Annotated in this window: 17 protein-coding genes; 5 read left to right on the top strand and 12 right to left on the bottom strand. The window is 69.9% G+C overall.

The window, feature by feature from the left end; genetic code table 11:
• Nucleotides 1-193 precede the first annotated feature (193 nt).
• Entirely contained in the window at nucleotides 194-1,459 is a 1,266-nt protein-coding gene (locus ABD206_RS00270) for an ABC transporter substrate-binding protein (RefSeq protein ID WP_344067704.1), read from the bottom strand.
• 286 nt (nucleotides 1,460-1,745) lie between these two features.
• On the opposite strand from ABD206_RS00270, the gene ABD206_RS00265 reads away from it, so the two are divergent.
• Genes ABD206_RS00265 through ABD206_RS00255 form a run of 3 tightly spaced genes read left to right on the top strand, consistent with a single transcriptional unit; the run spans nucleotide 1,746 to nucleotide 4,896 of the window.
• Nucleotides 1,746-1,952 (top strand): heavy-metal-associated domain-containing protein, encoded by a 207-nt coding sequence (locus ABD206_RS00265; protein WP_344067702.1) that lies wholly within the window; start codon nucleotides 1,746-1,748, stop codon nucleotides 1,950-1,952.
• A gap of 2 nt (nucleotides 1,953-1,954) precedes the next feature.
• Nucleotides 1,955-4,612 carry a heavy metal translocating P-type ATPase gene (locus ABD206_RS00260; protein WP_344067700.1) on the top strand — a complete coding sequence of 886 codons (2,658 nt, stop codon included), beginning with the start codon at nucleotides 1,955-1,957 and terminating at the stop codon, nucleotides 4,610-4,612.
• Nucleotides 4,609-4,896 (top strand): metal-sensitive transcriptional regulator, encoded by a 288-nt coding sequence (locus tag ABD206_RS00255; RefSeq protein ID WP_344067698.1) that lies wholly within the window; start codon nucleotides 4,609-4,611, stop codon nucleotides 4,894-4,896. The genes ABD206_RS00260 and ABD206_RS00255 overlap by 4 nt, the downstream gene beginning before the upstream one ends.
• Before the next feature lie 134 nt (nucleotides 4,897-5,030).
• Here the strand turns inward: ABD206_RS00255 and ABD206_RS00250 are convergent, their stop codons facing one another.
• A complete protein-coding gene (locus ABD206_RS00250; protein WP_344067696.1) occupies nucleotides 5,031-6,047 on the bottom strand; it encodes a zinc-dependent alcohol dehydrogenase in 1,017 nt (338 codons plus the stop codon).
• Between the two features lie 80 nt (nucleotides 6,048-6,127).
• Here ABD206_RS00250 and ABD206_RS00245 point away from each other — a divergent pair, with 80 nt between their 5' ends.
• Complete coding sequence (locus ABD206_RS00245) at nucleotides 6,128-7,066, top strand: LacI family DNA-binding transcriptional regulator (RefSeq protein ID WP_344067694.1); 939 nt, start codon at nucleotides 6,128-6,130, stop codon at nucleotides 7,064-7,066.
• Nucleotides 7,067-7,185: 119 nt separating this feature from the next.
• Here ABD206_RS00245 and rarD read toward each other — a convergent pair whose 3' ends face one another.
• The gene (gene rarD / locus ABD206_RS00240) at nucleotides 7,186-8,178 is read right to left on the bottom strand and encodes an EamA family transporter RarD (protein ID WP_344067692.1); all 993 of its coding nucleotides are present in this window, start codon (nucleotides 8,176-8,178) and stop codon (nucleotides 7,186-7,188) included.
• 152 nt (nucleotides 8,179-8,330) lie between these two features.
• A complete protein-coding gene (groES, locus tag ABD206_RS00235; RefSeq protein WP_341577724.1) occupies nucleotides 8,331-8,627 on the bottom strand; it encodes a co-chaperone GroES in 297 nt (98 codons plus the stop codon).
• A 155-nt stretch (nucleotides 8,628-8,782) separates the two neighbouring features.
• On the opposite strand from groES, the gene ABD206_RS00230 reads away from it, so the two are divergent.
• Nucleotides 8,783-10,123, top strand: coding sequence for a THUMP-like domain-containing protein (locus ABD206_RS00230; protein ID WP_344067689.1), 1,341 nt, complete (start codon nucleotides 8,783-8,785; stop codon nucleotides 10,121-10,123).
• A 126-nt stretch (nucleotides 10,124-10,249) separates the two neighbouring features.
• Here the strand turns inward: ABD206_RS00230 and ABD206_RS00225 are convergent, their stop codons facing one another.
• The 8 genes from ABD206_RS00225 to glmS form a co-directional block, all read right to left on the bottom strand.
• A complete protein-coding gene (locus ABD206_RS00225; RefSeq protein WP_344067687.1) occupies nucleotides 10,250-10,573 on the bottom strand; it encodes a hypothetical protein in 324 nt (107 codons plus the stop codon).
• 199 nt (nucleotides 10,574-10,772) lie between these two features.
• Nucleotides 10,773-11,867: a tRNA (adenosine(37)-N6)-threonylcarbamoyltransferase complex transferase subunit TsaD gene (tsaD, locus tag ABD206_RS00220; RefSeq protein ID WP_344067685.1), complete on the bottom strand. Its 1,095-nt coding sequence runs from the start codon at nucleotides 11,865-11,867 to the stop codon at nucleotides 10,773-10,775.
• Nucleotides 11,858-12,352: a ribosomal protein S18-alanine N-acetyltransferase gene (gene rimI, locus ABD206_RS00215; protein ID WP_344067683.1), complete on the bottom strand. Its 495-nt coding sequence runs from the start codon at nucleotides 12,350-12,352 to the stop codon at nucleotides 11,858-11,860. Before rimI ends, tsaD begins: the two co-directional genes overlap by 10 nt.
• Entirely contained in the window at nucleotides 12,349-13,038 is a 690-nt protein-coding gene (tsaB, locus tag ABD206_RS00210; protein ID WP_344067681.1) for a tRNA (adenosine(37)-N6)-threonylcarbamoyltransferase complex dimerization subunit type 1 TsaB, read from the bottom strand. The genes rimI and tsaB overlap by 4 nt, the downstream gene beginning before the upstream one ends.
• A 39-nt stretch (nucleotides 13,039-13,077) precedes the next feature.
• Complete coding sequence (tsaE, locus tag ABD206_RS00205) at nucleotides 13,078-13,581, bottom strand: tRNA (adenosine(37)-N6)-threonylcarbamoyltransferase complex ATPase subunit type 1 TsaE (protein WP_344067679.1); 504 nt, start codon at nucleotides 13,579-13,581, stop codon at nucleotides 13,078-13,080.
• A gap of 208 nt (nucleotides 13,582-13,789) precedes the next feature.
• Nucleotides 13,790-14,911 carry an alanine racemase gene (gene alr, locus ABD206_RS00200; RefSeq protein ID WP_344067677.1) on the bottom strand — a complete coding sequence of 374 codons (1,122 nt, stop codon included), beginning with the start codon at nucleotides 14,909-14,911 and terminating at the stop codon, nucleotides 13,790-13,792.
• Nucleotides 14,911-15,276, bottom strand: a complete 366-nt coding sequence (locus tag ABD206_RS00195; RefSeq protein WP_344067675.1) for a holo-ACP synthase — start codon at nucleotides 15,274-15,276, stop codon at nucleotides 14,911-14,913. The genes alr and ABD206_RS00195 overlap by 1 nt, the downstream gene beginning before the upstream one ends.
• 355 nt (nucleotides 15,277-15,631) lie before the next feature.
• Nucleotides 15,632-17,485 carry a glutamine--fructose-6-phosphate transaminase (isomerizing) gene (gene glmS, locus ABD206_RS00190; protein ID WP_344067673.1) on the bottom strand — a complete coding sequence of 618 codons (1,854 nt, stop codon included), beginning with the start codon at nucleotides 17,483-17,485 and terminating at the stop codon, nucleotides 15,632-15,634.
• Between the last annotated feature and the right edge of the window lie 279 nt (nucleotides 17,486-17,764).

Here is a 17,764-nt window from a genome sequence, read left to right as displayed (position 1 = left end):
CCATCGACCAATCCCGCGGAGCTAACTCCTCAATCTCGACCACGGCATCGCCCGTGGGTCCCGCCGCGCACAGGCCGGCGGCGATTCTTGAGGAGTTGGCTGCAGGCCACCGCCGCCGAGCGAACATTGCCCCGCACACACGAGAGCGGGGCTCCGACCCGAAGGTCGAAGCCCCGCCCGTGTCGAGAACGACTCAGCCCATGTAGGCGACGTAGTCGTTGTCGGCGGTGTACTCGTAGATACCGATCGACGCCTCGGTCGGGTCGCCGACCTCGTCGAAGGTGATCGGGCCGGAGACGCCATCGTAGTTGGCGATGCCACCGCTGTTGATGATCTCGGCGCACTCTGCGAACGACGAGCACTCGGTGCCGTCGCCGGAACCACCCGAGACCTCCTGCAGCTTGGCGGCGATCGCGGCACCGTCGGTCGAACCGGCGGCCAGCGATGCGAGAGCCAGCAGGATGACCGCGTCGTACGACTCAGCGGCGTAGGCGAACTCGGTGAGCTCGTCGTTGCCCTCATCGACCCAGAAGGTGTTCAGCGAGGTGGTGAAGTCGGTGATCGCGTCGATCGACAGACCGGGCAGCGTGCCCTTGGCGCCCTCGAGCGAACCGCCCACGTCAACACCGTTGCTACCGAACTGCGACAGGTTTCCGTCGACGAAGTAGAGCTTCTCGGCGGGGACTCCCGCGGCGAACAGCTCGGGGAGGATCGTCTTGACCTCTTCGAACGTGATCAGGGCGATCGCGTCGGGGTCGGCCGCGACGACTTCCGAGACCTGGGCCGAGAAGTTCGTGTCACCCGTGTTGTACGTGGGCGCAGCGACGACGGTTCCGCCGGCTGCCTCGAACGCCTCGGTCACGAACTCGGCGAGGCCGGTGCCGTACGAGTCGTTGAGGACGATCATGCCCAGGGTCTGCGCGCCGGACTCGGCGATCAGGTTTCCGAGCACCTCACCCTGCAGGGTGTCGGACGGGGCGGTACGGAAGTACAGGCCGTCGTCGTCGTAGGTGGTGAACGCGGCCGAGGTGTTGGCCGGCGAGAACTGGATGACGCCGGCACCGACGACCTGGTCGATGAACTGCAGCGAGACGCCCGAAGAGGCCGCACCGATGATGGCGGAAACGCCCTCACCGAGCAGACGCGGGATCTCGGTCTCGTACGCCTTGTTGTCGGTGTCACCCGAGTCGCCCTGGATCATCTCGATCGTGACGCCCATGTCGGCGGCATTGACCTCGGATGCGGCGTACTCGGTACCCGCGATCTCGGGCGGGCCGAGGAAGGCGAGGTTACCGGTGACGGGCAGCGCCGTACCGATCTTCAGGTCGAGGGACTCCATCGGCTCGTCGGTGCCGCCGTCAGAGCTGCCCGAGCAGCCGGCCAGGAAGAGCGCACTTGCTCCGAGAACGGCGATTCCGCCGAGGACTGAGCTGGTGCGCGAACGCGTAAAGACGCCCATGATGCTCCTTGCTGTGTGGTTTCAGGACGCGCGGAAGCGGTCCCAGGTGGTGCCAAACCTAGCTGCGCGGCGGTCTCTGACGTGTTGCGTGGCATTACGTGTGTGTAACGCGACCAAATCGTTACCGAGCCGTCCCGACCCGTGACAACCCGCCGGGGGGAGCACGACACGGAGGGATCCAGATAAGTCCTCCCCTCTTGCGCAGGAGTGGGTATACCCTAGGGGGGTACTCAGATATACCCCCGAGGGGCATCCGTCGGATCGCCCCACCGAGAGGAGCACCGACATGGCGACCTTCACCTATCAGGTGACCGGCATGACCTGCGGCCACTGCGAACGCAGCGTGCGCGAAGAGGTCTCTCAGATCCCCGGCGTCGAGGTGCTCGACGTCAGCGCGACGAACGGCACCCTCTCCCTGTCGGCCGACTCCGTCGACGACGCCGCCGTGCGCGAGGCCGTCAACGAGGCCGGGTACGAGGCGGCGAGGGCCTGAGAATGGATGCCGCCCTCGGCCGCATCGAGCTCGACATCCAGGGCATGACCTGCGCCTCGTGCGCGAATCGCATCGAGCGACGGCTCAACAAGATGCCCGGTGTGACCGCCTCGGTCAACTACGCAACCGAAAAGGCCACCATTACGGCCGGCGACACGGCCGACGACATGGATGCCACGGCCTTCATCGCCGAGATCGAGAAGACCGGCTACGGCGCGGCGCTGCCCGCTCCCCCGGAGGAGCAGCGGGAGGAAGGTCCGGACCCGGAGCTGGGGCGCCTGCGGCGGCGCCTCGTCGGCGCGGTGGTGCTGTCGGTGCCGCTCATCGCGCTCGCGATGATCCCGCCGCTGCAGGTCCCCGGTTGGCAGTGGGTGTCGCTCGTGCTTGCGACCCCCGTCGTGGCGTGGTCGGCCTGGCCGTTCCACCGCGCCGCCGCGATCAACCTCCGACACGGCGCCGCGACGATGGACACCCTCATCTCGCTGGGCGTGTCGGCCGCCTACCTGTGGTCGGTCTGGGCGCTGTTCTTCGGCACCGCCGGGATGATCGGCATGACACACGGGTTCTCCCTGATCACGTCGCCGGGCGAGGCATCCGGCGCCATCTACTTCGAGGTGGCCGCGGGCGTCACGATGTTCATCCTGACCGGTCGCTACCTCGAGCTGCGCGCCAAGCGCCGCGCGGGCGCGGCGATCCACGCGCTGCTGGGTGTCGGGGCCAAGGAGGCCTCCCTTTGGGACGGCGTGCGCGAACTGCGCGTGCCCGTCGAGCGCCTGCACGTGGGCGACCTGTTCGTCACCCGGCCCGGCGAGCGCATCGCCACCGACGGCGTGGTCGAAGAGGGTTCCTCCGCGGTGGACACGGCCGCGATTACGGGAGAGTCCGTGCCGGTCGAGGTGACAGAGGGGGACGCTGTCACCGGCGCGACCGTGAACGTCGGCGGGCGGCTGCTGATCCGCGCCACGCGCGTGGGTGCCGACACCCAGCTGGCGCAGATGGCCAGGCTCGTCGAGCAATCCCAGGCCGGTAAGGCCGAGATCCAGCGACTCGCAGACCGGGTCTCCGGGGTGTTCGTCCCCGTCGTGCTCGGGATCGCGGCGGTGACGCTGCTGGTCTGGCTGATGCTCGGCGTCGACCCCGCGATCGCGTTCAGCGCGGCAGTGGCAGTGCTCATCATCGCCTGCCCCTGCGCGCTCGGGCTTGCGACCCCGACGGCGCTGCTGGTCGGCACCGGGCGGGGGGCGGCCCTCGGCATCCTCATCAAGGGACCCGAAGTGCTGGAATCGACCCGCACCGTCGACACGATCGTGCTCGACAAGACCGGCACGGTGACCGAAGGACGCATGGCGGTGACGTCTGTCCTGCCCGAGCCGGGCGTGGATCCGGGCGAGCTCCTGGGCCTGGCCGGCGCGGTCGAGGATGCGTCGGAGCACCCGATCGCGCGCGCGATCGCCGCCGCCGCCGCAGGTGAGGGCGTCACAGCGGTGGGGTCTGCCGGCCCGGCGCAACCGTACTCAGGCTCAGCGAGTCGCCCGGAAGCAGCGACCCCCGGAATTCCGGGCGCTGACCCCGGCGAGGACACACGCAGCCTGAGTACGGCAGGTGCCGGCGACCAGACCGGGAGCGACCGCTCGCTGCCGCCGGTGACCGAATTCGTCGCAACCCCGGGCCTCGGCGCCGCAGGCGTGGTCGACCGTCGTCTTGTCGCGGTCGGCACCCGCGACTTCGCCGCGCGCGCCACGCGCGGCATCCACCTCTCCTCCACCCCGATGCCGCTGTCCGTCCCGCCGTCGACCAGCGCCGCCCTGCCGTACTCAGGCTCAGCGCCGGCATCCGGCGGCGAGACCCTCGGAATTCCGGGGCCGAGATCCGAGCGAGCCGCGTCCAGCCTGAGTACGGCAGGCCGCGCACAACACAATGCAGGAGTTGACGCCGATCTGGCGACGGCCCCTCCCGGAATTCCGGGGGACGCGGGAATCTCCGATCCGCAACTCCTGCGTTATGCCGGGGCGGCGGGCTCGACCGAGGTGTTCGTGGCGTGGGATGGGCACGTGCGGGGGTCGATCGTGGTCGCCGACACCATCCGCCCAACGAGCACCGCGGCGATCAGTGCCCTCCGCGGGATCGGCCTCGAGCCGATGCTGCTCACCGGCGACAACGAGGCCACAGCCCGGCATGTCGCGACCGAGGTGGGCATCGACCGGGTGATCGCCCAGGTCCTCCCCACTCAAAAGGCCGCGGTCGTCGCGCAGTTGCAGGCCGAGGGCCGCACCGTCGCGATGGTCGGCGACGGCGTCAACGATGCGGCAGCGCTCGCGCAGGCCGACCTCGGCATCGCGATGGGCACCGGCACGGATGCCGCCATCGAAGCTTCGGACCTGACGCTCGTCCGCGCGGATCTCTGGGGTGCGGTGGATGCCATCCGCCTGTCCCGCGCGACCCTGCGCACGATCCGTGGCAACCTGTTCTGGGCCTTCGCCTACAACGTCGCGGCCATCCCGCTCGCGGCGCTGGGCCTGCTGAATCCCATGCTGGCCGGAGCCGCGATGGCGGCATCCAGCCTGTTCGTGGTCGGCAACAGCCTGCGTCTGCGGCGCTTCCGCAGCATCGTCCCCACCGTGGGACGAGCCGACACCGACACGAGAGGCGGACGCGCGTGAGCGAGCACCACGGCTACATCACCGACAAGGACCGGTACCTCAACCGCCTCAAGCGCATCGAGGGTCAAGCCCGCGGCATCCGCACGATGATCGAAGGCGAGAAGTACTGCATCGACATCCTCACCCAGATCAGCGCGCTGACCAGCGCTCTGGATGCCGTCGCCGTCGGCCTACTCGAAGACCACCTCCGCCACTGCGTGGTGGATGCCGCCCGCGAGAGCGACGAGCAGGCCGAGGTCAAGGTCAAGGAGGCCACCGCCGCCATCGCCCGCTTCGTGCGGTGATACCACCAGGCCGAGTTGCACCTCACCAGCGCGAGTTGCACCTCGCCAAAGACCTGCAACTCGGCGCGAGGAAGCGCAACTCGGCGTGACGAAGAGCAACTCGGCGCCACAAAGAGTGGCCGGGGGTGGATGCCTCAGTCGAAGGTGACCACGACCTTGTCGGCCGCACCCGGCGTCTTGGCCAGAGTCAGCGCCTCGAGCGCCTGCGCGAACGGCAACGTGTGGCTGATGATCTTCGCGTACTTGTCGGCGTGCGCCATGATCGCGTCGGTCACCTCGAAGATCTCGGTCGGGTAGCCCATCGCCATGCGGATGTCGATCTCGGACCCGAGGATCGCGCCGAAGTTCACCTCGACGGGCTTCTTGTGCACCGCCGGAATCGTGAGCACTGCGCGGTGCTTGGCGATGGCGAGCACCGTCTCCACGACGCTCGGGACACCGGCGGCGTCGATGAAGACATCCGTCCCGACCTTGCCCGGGCGACGCATACCGTCGGTGGCTGCGCCGTGCAGTTCGGTCAGGCGCGCGGCGACATCCTCCTCGGCGGAGTTGATGACAGCGTCGGCGCCGACGGCGAGTGCGACCTCGAGGCGCGAGGGCTGGATGTCGACCACGACCACATGCGCGACGCCCTTGGCCTTGAGGCTGATGGCCGCGCCGAGGCCGATCGGACCGGCGCCGAAGACGACGGCCTTGTCACCCTCGCCCGCGCCCGACCGGTTCACGGCGTGGTGGGCGACGGCCATCGGCTCATTCAGTGCGGCGACGGTCCAGGGAATCTCGCTCGGGATGACGCGCAGCTGGCGACCGGGGACGATGTCTTTGACGACGACGTACTCGCTCATCGCGCCCTGCGCGCCGCCCGAGCCGAGCAGGCCGTCGGTGAAGGCCATCGTGTCGATGACGACGTGATCGCCGACCGCGACGCCCTGCGCCTCAGCGCCGACCTCGACGACCTCGGCCGCCGGCTCATGGCCGAGCGGGGTCGCGCCCTGACGGGGCGGGATGCCCCCGACGTGCGCGTACATCGCGTCGGAACCGCAGATGCCACAAGCCTTGATCTTCAGCAGCACATCGTTCGGGCCCACCTCGGGCATGTCGATGTCGACCCATTCGATGGTGTCGGGGCCGGTGACGTAGACGGATTTCATGTCGACTCCCTTGTCCGTGGAACGTACGCGACTAGGGTAGCTACTAAATCGATTAAGTGCCCGGTCGAAAGGTTCCGTGGATGCCGACGCCCACGCCCGCCCCGCGCGTGACGATCCGCGACGTCGCACAGGCCGCCGGCGTCTCGGCCGCGACCGTGAGCTTCGTCCTCAACGACACGCCCGGTCAAACCCTTCGACCCGAGACCCGCGTGCGGGTGCGGGCCGCGGCATCCGAGCTCGGATACCAGCCTCACCGGCTGGCGCGAGCGCTCCGCGAGGGGTCCTCCCGCCTCGTCCTGCTGAAGGTCGGCGCGCTTCCGGCGACCGGCCGCAGCCTGCCCTCTCTCATCGCCGGGATGGAGGCCGAGCTGCACCACCACGGGTACGCGCTGGTCGTCTCGTACGGTGATCCCGGTCGTGACACGGAGCTGCTCGAGGCGGTCGCACCCCACACGGTGCTCGACCTTCCGGCGATCTACGCCTCGCCCGAAGCGACCGCCGATGGCGGCTGGGCGGAAGGCTTCGCGGCCCACACCGCGAACCAGCTGGGCCACCTCATCGATCGTGGGCATCGCTCGATCGCGTTCGTCGTGCCGCACGATCCCGCCACGCGCGGGCTCGCTCGCCTGCGGGTGCGGTTCGCCCAGGATGTCGCAGCCCAGCGGCACGCGGCGCTGCGGGTCGTGGAGCTCAGCCCGAGCGCGAGCGTCGTCGAGATGCTGCGGGCACTGCGGCCCGCAGCGCAGTCCACACCGCCCACCGCGGTCGCCGCTTTCGACGACGACACCGCATTCGCCATCCTCTCGGCGATGGTCGACCTCGGCTGGCGCGCCCCCGATGACCTCGCGGTGATCGGATTCGACGAGGGCCCGCACGCAGCGCTCTGGCACCCGGCGCTCACCTCGGTGCGGATCGAGGCCGAGGAGTTCGGCCGCCGCGCGGCCCTGCGCGCGATCGGCCTCGATCCGGGCGACTGGATCGGCACACCGTCGACCGTCACCCCTCGCGCCACCACCTGAGGTGCCCCGCGCCCCCTAGCCGAACCCACCTCTTTGTTGCGAACCCACACGCTTCTGACGCCATCAACGGGTGGATTCGCCATAAGAGTGTGGATTCGGCGGTGCGGCAGTGCGGGGCCTCAGGTGAGCTCGGCGACGTCTGAGACGCCGGGGACGGCATCCTTGCCCGCACGGCGAGAGCGGCGCGCTGCCGCCAGCGAGTCGACGGTGAGCACAATCAGAGCGACCCACACCAGGCTGAAGCCGATCCACCGCTCCGCGGGCATCGGCTCGCCGAGGATCAGGATGCCGCTGAGGAACTGGAGGATCGGCGCGACGAACTGCAGCAATCCGACCACCGACAGCGGCACGCGACGCGTCCCGGCTGCGAAGAACAACAGTGGAATCGCGGTGACGGCACCCGCGAGGGTGAGGAGCACGGTGTGCCACGGGCTCACCTGGCCGTAGGTGAAACTCCCCGCGGCGCCCGTCACCACGAGGAGGACCAGAGCGACCGGCGTCAGCCACGCGGACTCGAGCGTCAGACCGCTCAAGGCATCCACCGACGGGCCGATGCGCTTCTTGATAAGGCCGTACGTCGCGAAGGATCCGGCCAGGGTGAGGGCGATCCACGGGAAGGCGCCGTACCCGACCACGATCACGACGACCGCGGCCGCGGCGATGCCGATCGCGACCCACTGCGCCACACGCAGCCGCTCATGGAGGACGACGACCGCGAGGATCACCGTCGCGATTGGATTGATGAAGTAGCCCAGGCTCGTCTCGATCACGTGACCCGAGAGGGCCGCGACGATGAAGACCTGCCAGTTGATGTAGATGAAGGCACCCGCCAGGCCCGTCAGCAACAGCAGCCGAGGCCGACGGATGATGGCGATCAGCGGCTTCCACCCACGGGTGACGGTCAGCAGCAGCACGCAGAAGACGAGCGAGAGGAAGATCCGCCAGCCGACGAGCTCGAACGGCCCCGTCGGCGCCAGCAGGACGAAGTACAGCGGCAGAAAGCCCCACAGCAGATACGCGACGAACGTGTAGACACCGCCGATGGCCCGCTCGCGGGCGGGGTCGGCGGGTGTGGATGCCGCGGGGGCGGCATCCGGGGAGTTCTGCGTCACCGACCCAGCCTAGGACCGCCCGGCGACCTGGCGACGCGCGGTTACCGCCACAGCGGCGGCACAATCCTGCCAATCCGAGACCCGTGGCCACCCGGCGGCACAAAAGAAGAGACCCGGATGCCGAAGCATCCGGGTCTCCGCAAGAAACCGACTCAGCGGACGACGACCGCCAGGACGTCGCGGGCCGAGAGCACGAGGTACTCGTCAGCGCCGAACTTGACCTCGGTGCCGCCGTACTTGCTGTAGATGACGCGGTCGCCGACGGCGACGTCGAGCGGAACACGGTTGCCGTTGTCGTCGATGCGGCCGGGGCCGACAGCGATGACCTCGCCCTCCTGGGGCTTTTCCTTGGCGGTGTCAGGGATGACGAGACCGCTGGAAGTGGTCTGCTCTGCCTCGACCTGCTTGATGACGATGCGGTCCTCGAGCGGCTTGATGGAAACCGACACGGGTCTACCTCTGCTTTCCTGTGATACCCAAGACTCGTTAGCACCCAACGTGTGAGAGTGCTAACGCCAGTGTAGAGAACGGGTTGGCACTCGTGCAACGTGAGTGCCAAAATCCATGCCCCGAGCGGATTGGGCCGGCACCGTAGGCTGGGGCGGTGGATGCCGCCGAGTTGCACGCGCTGCTCACCCCCGAGGGGTTGCGGCTGCTGGATGCCACCGACCCCGTCGCTTCGTCGGCGGATGTCGCGCGCACCGTGTCGACGCTGCGCGCCGCCGGCCACTCCCCCGACCTCGTCTCCGCTGTCGTCGGCCAGGCGCGCCTGCGAGTGAAGGCACGGGCGAAGTTCGGTGACTTCGCCGATCGCATGCTCTTCACCCGCGCGGGGCTGGAGCAGGCCACGCGCCTGTCCGTCGCCGCGCACCACGCCGGCCGGTTCCGCGCCGCCGGGATCGAGCGCGTCGCCGACCTCGGCTGCGGGATCGGTGGCGATGCTCTGGCGATGGCCGGGCTCGGCATCCGGGTGGATGCTGTCGAGGCCGACGAGGTCACGGCCGCGCTCGCCGCGTACAACCTCGCCCCCTTCGGCGCCGACGCGCGGGTGCACCACGCCACGGCACAGGAGTTCGTCACGGCGACACTCCCGAACGCCGCCCGGCGCATGCACAACGCAGGAGTCCATGCTCTGCCGACCGGCGACGACGCCGTCGAACCGCGTGAGTGCGCTCCCGATCGCGACGAGCCGGATGCCGACTCCTGCGTCGCGCACCGACCCGACGTCCCAACGGCGGTCTGGTTCGACCCGGCACGCCGCACAGCAGGGCACAGCGAAACCCGCCGCACCGCGCCCGAGGACTGGTCGCCGTCACTGGACTGGGTGTTCGACCTGATCTCGCGCGTCCCCGGTGGCGTGAAGCTCGGGCCGGGCCTTGACCGCGACCTCATCCCCGACGACATCGAGGCGCAGTGGGTGTCGGCGGACGGGTCGACGGTGGAGCTCGTGCTGTGGTCTGGGGTGCTGGCCCGGCCCGGCATCCGTCGTGCGGCGCTCGTGCTGCGCGGGTCCCGCGCGTGGGAGCTGACCGCACCGGCGGATGCCCCGGATGCCGCGGTGCGGCCCCTCGGCGCCTATATCCACGAGCCGGACGGCGCTGTCATCCGCGCCCGTCTGATCGGCGAGGTCGCCCGGTCGCTGCACGCCGGCATGCTGTCCGAGGGCATCGCCTACCTGACCTCCGATGACGCGCGCACCAGTCCCTTCGCGGCGAGCTTCCGGGTGCGTGAGACCCTCCCGGCCGACACCAAGAAGCTCGCCCGCGCCCTCCGCGAGCGCGGCATCGGGACGCTCGAAATCAAGAAGCGCGGGGTGGATGTCGACCCCGCAGCCCTGCGTCAGGCGCTGAAGCTCCGCGGCGACGACTCCGCGACGCTGATCCTCACACGCATCGACGGCGCCCGCACCGCGATCCTCGCCGACCGCCTCCCCCCGGCATCCTGAGGCGGACTGCCCCTCCCTCGCTGAACCCACACCTTCGTTGCGAATCCACACGCTCGTAGCGCCACAAACATATGGGTTCGCAACCATCGTGTGGGTTCGGGGCACGGCGGCCGCCAGCGAGAGGCGTCAACTCATCTGGATGACGGCGTAGGCGAGCCAGCCCAGGCTGTAGACGACCGATGCCGAGGCGAGCACGAGCGCCCAGATCGCGACGGCGCGGCTGTCGCGCGGATGCCGCAGCGCGAGGATCCCGGTGATGATGGCCACGACCCCGATGATGATGCCCCAACCGACGAACAGCGAGACAAGCAGCCCGACGATCGCGAACCCGAGGGCCCACCCGGCATAGCCGTGGTCGAGGGGCGGGGCCTCGATCGGGCCGGCATTCGGCTCCCAATCGGGTTCGTCGTGCTCGATGCTCGGTCCCGAGGTGACCGTGGGCAGATCCACCGGTGCAGTCGGCAGCCGCGAGAACCCGCGATCCGACGTCCCGAACCCGCTGACCATCACGCCTCCCCCGCGCCGTTGGATGCCGCCACGTTACCGCCCCGCGACTCCTCCGCCGAACCCACAAGCTCGTTGCGAACCCACACGTTCATGCCGACATTTAGATGTGGGTTCGCAAGGAAGGTATGGGTTCGCGGTACCGTCATGCATCCGATGGCGCGACCTGGATCTCGGTGATGGGAAGCGTCGAGTCGGCACCGAACTCCATCGTCGAGGGCGCCCGCCCCGACGCGATCAGCTCGGCGGCGAGCGCGGCGATCATCGCCCCGTTGTCGGTGCACAGCGACAGCGGGGGGATCCGCACGGTGACCCCCGCGTCCGCGGCACGCGCGAGCGCGACCTCACGCAAGCGCCGGTTGGCGATGACCCCACCGCCCAGCAGCAGGCGCGGCACGTCGTAGTCCTTGCACGCGGCGAGCGCCTTCGTCACCAGCACGTCGACGACGGCCTCGCGGAAGGATGCCGCCACGTCCGCGATCGGTACCTCCTCGCCGGCCGCCTCGCGCTGCTCGATCCAACGTGCGACCGCGGTCTTCAGCCCCGAGAACGAGAAGTCGTAGCGGTGCGCGGCCAGGTCGGAGGCACGGGAGAGCCCGCGCGGGAAGCGGATGGCATCCGGATCGCCCGGCACCCCGCCGTCACCGCCGGCTGCCGCGCGGTCGATCTCCGGCCCACCGGGATAGGGCAGCCCGAGGATGCGGGCGATCTTGTCGAAGGCCTCGCCGGCCGCGTCATCCATCGTCTCGCCCAGCAGTTCGACGTCGCCGGTGAGATCTCGCACGAGTAGCAGCGAGGTGTGTCCGCCCGAGACGAGCAGCGCGACGGTCGGGAATTCGAGCGGCTCGGCATCTGCATCCAGGATGTCGGCCGCGATGTGCCCGACGAGGTGATTGACCGCGTACAGGGGCTTGTCGAGCGAGACGGCGAGCGCCTTGGCGGCGCCGACACCGACCATGAGCGCGCCGGCGAGCCCCGGCCCCGAGGTCACGGCGACCGCGTCGAGATCAGCGAGGGACACGTCCGCTTCGGCGAGCGCCTGGCGCAGGGCCGGCTCGAGGGCCTCCAGGTGGGCGCGTGCGGCGACCTCGGGCACGACACCGCCGTAGCGGGCGTGCTCGTCCATGCTCGAGGCGATCGTGTTGGACAGGAGCGTCCGGCCACGGACGATGCCGATGCCGGTCTCGTCGCAGCTGGTCTCGATCCCCAGCACGAGCGGCTCTGCACCGTTCAGCAGCATGAGCCGCTGCCGATCGCGCAGGAACCGTTGGTGACCCAGCTGGTGAGGTCGAGCTGCATGATCACGGCGTCGACATCGTCCGGCTGGTAGTAGCGCGGGCGGCGTCCGGTCTCGACGAAACCCTCCGATCGGTACAGCGCCTGCGCCGCGAGGTTGTCGTCGCGCACCTCGAGGAACATCGTCTTCGCGCCGGCCGACAGCGCCTCGCCGAGCAGGGTCGTCAGCAGGGCGCGGCCGCGCCCCTTCCCGCGGAAGGCGACATCCAGCGCGATGGTCTGGATGTCTGCATCCACCCCGCCCTTCACGTGGCGCAGCCCGCCGTAGCCGATGATGCGCCCGGCCTCTTCGACCACGACGTAGAGCGAGTGCGGGGAGTCGAGCTCCCCCGCCATGACCGCGGGCGACCACGCGTCGGTAGGGAAGGATGCCCGCTCGATCGCCATGATCGCGTCGACGTCGTCGATCGTTGCCCGTCGCATGCTCATACGCCCACCTTCTTGGGTCCTGCCGACACAGTGACATCCGGCGACCGCAGGTACAGCGCGTCGGCGGGGCCGACCTCGCGTCCGGCGGCCAGCGCGCGCGCGGCGACGAGGGCCACCATCCCGGCGGGCACGGATGCCGCGTCGTGACGCACTGCGTCGAGCTCCGCCAACCGTGCATCGGCCTCGTCACGGCGGACCAGCGCGGGCTCGGTCACCCGGATCGGGAGGCCGTCGTCGTCAAGTCCCTCGTAGACGGTGTAGGCGACCTCGCGACGGCGCGCGTCGGTGACGACGGCGAAGCGGCCGGGGTCGGCATCCACGATGGCGGCCTGCAGCAGGGTGCCGAGGGCGACCGCGTCGTGACTCACGACCGGCACGAGCCGGATGCCGCGCCCCAGCGCGAACGCGCGTGCGGCCGCGATCCCCACGCGCAGCCCGGTGAACGGGCCCGGTCCCATCCCCGCGGCGACGGCGGTGAGGGGCGTGGCGGAGGTCGCGGGAGCGCCGGCGCCGGGCGCGCCGAGCGGGGCATCGGGCCGCGCGTGCGCCAGCACCTGCTGCAGCAGGTCGCCGATGACCTCGGCGTGCCCGAGCGGGTTCTCGCTGGATGCCTCGGCGACGACGACACCGTCCGGCTCGACGACCGCGACGGCCGTGCCGGTCGAGGTGTCGATGCCGAGAATCACCCCTCTAGGGTACGGCGCGCATCCGACGTCCGCCGCGGGCTACGACGGCTCGCGCCGGATGCGGACGATGCGTGGGGAGTCGGCATCCAACTCCTCCGTCGCCCGCGAGTACGTTCCGCAGGCCGTGTCGACACCGCGCCCGTGCCATTCGCGGTCGAGCTCGACGTCCCACCAGTGCTCGTGGATGCCATCCACCATCCCGCGTCCCCACTCGACGACGACGACGGAGTTCTCGACATCGATGTCGAGGTCGTCGAGCTCTGCGGCGGAACCCAGGCGGTAGGCATCCACGTGGACCAGCGGCGCTCCGCCGACGAGCGAGGGATGCGTGCGGGCGAGGACGAAGGTCGGGCTCTGGATGGGGCCGCGCACGCCGAGCCCCTCCCCGATCCCGCGCGTGAGGGTCGTCTTGCCGGCCCCGAGGGGACCTGTCAGCACGACGAGGTCGCCGGGCCGCAGCATCCGCCCCATGCGCACACCCAGCGCGTGCATGTCGGCCGGCTCTGGCACCTGCAGCTCCCCGACCAGCGCGTCCAGGCTCATGACGACACTCCGTCTCCCGCGACCGATCTGCCGAACTCAGGCTGAGAAAGACAGCCAGCTCCGAGCTCTCGCAGAATCATGCGGTTTTCGCGCCGGCCCGACGTCGACGCGGCGCCGTCCAGCCTGAGTACGGTCGACGCCAAGAAGCCAACCGTCCCCGAAGACCGTCCTCCGAGGCGCCGAGTCGGCCCGATTTCACGCCCGATGCTCACGACGAGACCTGACGGCGGGGGACGCGGGGTCCGATGCGGGTGACGATCTCGTAGTTGATGGTGTCGGCGGCATCCGCCCACGCGTCGGCGGCGGGATGCCCAAGTGTCGGGTCTCCGAACAGCACCGCCTCATCGCCCACCGCGACCGGATGGTCGCCGACGTCGACGACGAACTGGTCCATGGCGATGCGGCCGGCGACGGTGAACTCGCGGCCGCCGATCGACACCGGCCCCCGCATCGACGCGGTGCGGGGAACCCCGTCGGCGTAGCCCAGCGGCACGAGCGCGAGCGTCGTCTCCCGATCGGTGCGGTGCAGGTACCCGTACGACACGCCCTGCCCTGCCGGCACTCGGCGGAGCGCGGCGACCGCAGCCCGCAGTGTCATCGCGGGGCGAAGGCCGAGATCCGCCGAACTCCGGTCGGCGAAGGGTGAGAGCCCGTAGATCCCGATGCCCAGACGCACGCAGCCGAGTCGCGCCTCGGGCAGGGCGATCGCGGCGTGGGTGGCCGAGATGTGGCGAAGCCGCGGGGCGAGGCCGAGCGTGGATGCCGCGGCCGAGGCATCCAGGAATACCCGCAGCGCGGCGCGATCGTCGTCGGACGAGGTGTTGGAGAGGTGGCTGAACAGGCCGATCACGCGCAGCTTGCCGATGCGCTCCAGGCGTGCGGCCTCGGCGAAGACGACGCCGTACTCGGCCGGGGCGATGCCGTTGCGACCGAGCCCGGTTTCGAGCTTCAGGTGGACGTCCGCGGGTCGGCCGACGGATGCCGCCGCGGCGGCCCTCTGCAGCTGATCGATGTCGGAGATCCCGAGCTCGATGCCCTGGCTCACCGCCTCGGCGAACGAGGCGCCCGGGGCGTGCAGCCACGCGAGGATCGGGGCGGTGATGCCGGCTCGGCGCAGGGCGAGCGCCTCGGTGATGTCGGCGACCCCGAGACGGGTCGCGCCCCCGGCGAGCGCAGCGACGGCGGCGCGCGTCGCCCCGTGCCCGTACCCGTCGGCCTTGACGACGGCGATGACCTCGGACTCGGTCAGCCGACGCAGGTGCCTCACGTTCGCCGTGATCGCCCCGACGTCGATGGATGCCTCCCGCATCCCACCTGCGAGCGTCCTCATCATGCGGCACCTCCGTCGGACTCGGCGACGACGTAGGCCGTTGCGAGGTGGGCGTCGTGCGACATGGACAGGTGCAGGGTTGTAATGCCGCGGGATGCGACCACCTCGGCGGTCGAACCGGTCAGGGTGAACCAGGGCCGGCCCGAGGGCTCGGGCGTGATCTCGATCTCGGTCCAGTGGACGCCGTCCGAGCCGCCGAGCGCCTTGATCAGCGCCTCCTTGGCGGCGTAGCGAGCCGCGAGCGATCGCGGGCGCAGCAGACGTTCAGCCGGCGAGAACAGCCGTGGCAGCAGCTTCGGAGTGCGCGCGATCGTGCGCTCGAAGCGTTCGATGTCGACCAGGTCGACGCCGATCCCTACGATCATGCGTCCTCCTGTCGGTCCCGCGTGGCGGATGCCGCGGCATCCGCCACCCTACCGCCGCCCGGTGCCCGACCGCCCGCCCGCCGTACTCAGGCTGACGGGAACGGAAACAGCCGAAATCGCCGAAATCGGCCTGCCGCGCAGCATCCAGCCTGAGTACGGTCGGGGACACAACGCAGGAGTTGAGCCCCCGAAGCAGCCCGACACGCCGACTCAGGCCGCCTCGGGAGCCCGTGACTCCTGCGTTGTGTCGGCGGGACGCGCGAAACCCCAGGTGCGCACGTACGCACCGGATGCCGCACCCAGCCGCCCCGGACGGCCGAACCGCTACTCGACTCTGCCCCGGAGGACCGAACCCCTACTCGACCGTGACGGACTTGGCGAGGTTGCGCGGCTGGTCGACGTCCAGGCCCTTCGCCGTGGACAGGCCCATCGCGAAGATGTGCAGCGGCACGACCGCGAGGATCGGCTCGAACAGCGGCCCGGCGAACGGGATGCGCAGCACCTCGTCGGCGTAGGGCAGCACGGCGGCGTCCCCTTCTTCGGCGACGGCGATGATGCGCGCCCCGCGGGCACGGATCTCCTGGATGTTTGAGATGACCTTCGAATGGAGCAGCGGCGAGTGGCTCGGCGAAGGGACGAGGACGAACACCGGCTGGCCAGGCTCGATGAGCGCGATGGGACCGTGCTTGAGCTCGCCGGCGGCGAAGCCCTCGGCGTGGATGTAGGAGATCTCCTTGAGCTTGAGCGCGCCCTCGAGGGCGATCGGATACCCGACGTGGCGCCCGAGGAACAGCACCGAGCGGGTGTCGGCCATCCACTTGGCGAACTGCTCGATGTGCGCCTGCTCGTCGGAGAGGATCCGGGAGATCTTCTCGGGCACCTCTTCGAGCTCGAGCACCTGCTGCGCGATCTCGGTGTCGCTGAGCGTTCCGCGGATGTGCGCGATGTGCAGGGCGAGAAGGTACTGCGCGGTCACCTGCGCGACGAAGGCCTTGGTGGATGCCACGGCGACCTCGGGACCCGCGTGGGTGTAGACGATCGCATCCGACTCCCGCGGGATCGTCGCGCCCTGCGTGTTGCAGATCGACAGCGTCTTGGCGCCGCGCTCACGTGCGTACTTGACTGCCATGAGCGTGTCCATCGTCTCGCCGGACTGGCTGATCGAGACGACGAGGGTGTCGGGGCCGATCACGGGGTCGCGGTAGCGGAACTCGTGGGCGAGTTCGACATCCGCCGGCACCCGTGCCCACTGCTCGATCGCGTACTTGCCGACCATGCCGGCATAGGCGGCCGTGCCGCAGGCGATGATGATGATGCGGTTGATGCCCGCGAACAGTTCGTCCAGGCCGTCGAGTTCGGGGATGGCGACGATCCCGTCGCGGATGCGACCGCGCACCGTATTCGCCACGGCATCCGGCTCTTCCGAGACCTCCTTGGCCATGAACGACGACCACCCGCCCTTGTCGGCGGCCGAGGCATCCCACATGACCTCGAACGGCTCGACCTCGACGGGCGCGCCGGTGAAGTCGGTGACGGTCACGCCCTCGGCCGTGATGGCGACGATCTCGTCCTGGCCGATCGCGAGTGCGTTGCGGGTGTGCTCGACGAAGGCGGCGACGTCGGATGCCAGGAAGTTCTCCCCGTCGCCGAGGCCGATCACCAGCGGGGAGTTGCGGCGCGCGCCGACGACCAGGCCGGGGGTGTCCTTGTGCATGGCAAGGAGCGTGAAAGCGCCCTCCAGACGACTGACCACCGCGCGGAAGGCGGCGACGAGGTCCCCGTCGTGGGCCCGGAACTCGCGACCGAGAAGCACGGCTGCGACCTCGGTGTCGGTTTCGCTGCGGAATGTGTAGCCCTCGGCGACGAGTGCCGCCTTGATCTCGGCATAGTTCTCGATGATTCCGTTGTGGATGAGGGCGAGATCGTCGTTGTCGGCGAGGTGTGGGTGGGCGTTCGCGTCGGTGGGTCCGCCGTGGGTGGCCCAGCGGGTGTGGCCGATGCCGGTGGTGCCCGAGGGCATGGGGACCGCGGTCAGGTCATCGCGGAGAACCGCCAGTTTGCCGGCGCGCTTTCGCATACCGAGGGCCCCGTCGGCGTCGATGACGGCGATACCGGCGGAGTCGTACCCGCGGTATTCGAGCCGCGAGAGCCCCGACAGAAGGATGGGCTGGCTGTCACGATGCCCGACGTAGCCGACGATTCCGCACATTCCACTGATGGTAGGCGACCCGCCTGTCCCCCAGCCGCGCGCACGCCGGGAATGCCCCTCGCCCCGCCCCGCCCGGGCGAGTTGCGCATCCCCCACGCGAGCTGCACATCGCCCACGCGAGCTGCACATCGCCGACGCGAGATGCACATCCCCCACGCGAGCTGCACATCCCCCACGCGAGCTGCACATCGCCCACGCGAGCTGCACATCGCCCACGCGAGCTGCACATCCTCCACGCGAGCTGCGCATCGCCCTCTTCCGGCACGAAACAGCAACTCG

This window comes from Microbacterium sediminicola, assembly GCF_039531125.1.
Taxonomy (GTDB): Bacteria; Actinomycetota; Actinomycetes; order Actinomycetales; family Microbacteriaceae; genus Microbacterium; species Microbacterium sediminicola.
Note: the sequence above shows the minus strand (reverse complement) of the source record. Positions and strands in the feature narration are given on the sequence as shown.

What these genes read in the sequence shown, in the direction of transcription:
- ABD206_RS00270 (WP_344067704.1), bottom strand. Translation starts at nt 1,459, where the DNA reads ATGGGCGTCTTTACGCGTTCGCGCACCAGCTCAGTCCTCGGCGGAATC.
- ABD206_RS00265 (WP_344067702.1), top strand. Translation starts at nt 1,746, where the DNA reads ATGGCGACCTTCACCTATCAGGTGACCGGCATGACCTGCGGCCACTGC.
- ABD206_RS00260 (WP_344067700.1), top strand. Translation starts at nt 1,955, where the DNA reads ATGGATGCCGCCCTCGGCCGCATCGAGCTCGACATCCAGGGCATGACC.
- ABD206_RS00250 (WP_344067696.1), bottom strand. Translation starts at nt 6,047, where the DNA reads ATGAAATCCGTCTACGTCACCGGCCCCGACACCATCGAATGGGTCGAC.
- ABD206_RS00245 (WP_344067694.1), top strand. Translation starts at nt 6,128, where the DNA reads ATGCCGACGCCCACGCCCGCCCCGCGCGTGACGATCCGCGACGTCGCA.
- tsaD (WP_344067685.1), bottom strand. Translation starts at nt 11,867, where the DNA reads ATGCTGCTGAACGGTGCAGAGCCGCTCGTGCTGGGGATCGAGACCAGC.
- rimI (WP_344067683.1), bottom strand. Translation starts at nt 12,352, where the DNA reads ATGAGCATGCGACGGGCAACGATCGACGACGTCGACGCGATCATGGCG.
- tsaE (WP_344067679.1), bottom strand. Translation starts at nt 13,581, where the DNA reads ATGAGCCTGGACGCGCTGGTCGGGGAGCTGCAGGTGCCAGAGCCGGCC.
- alr (WP_344067677.1), bottom strand. Translation starts at nt 14,911, where the DNA reads ATGAGGACGCTCGCAGGTGGGATGCGGGAGGCATCCATCGACGTCGGG.
- ABD206_RS00195 (WP_344067675.1), bottom strand. Translation starts at nt 15,276, where the DNA reads ATGATCGTAGGGATCGGCGTCGACCTGGTCGACATCGAACGCTTCGAG.
- glmS (WP_344067673.1), bottom strand. Translation starts at nt 17,485, where the DNA reads ATGTGCGGAATCGTCGGCTACGTCGGGCATCGTGACAGCCAGCCCATC.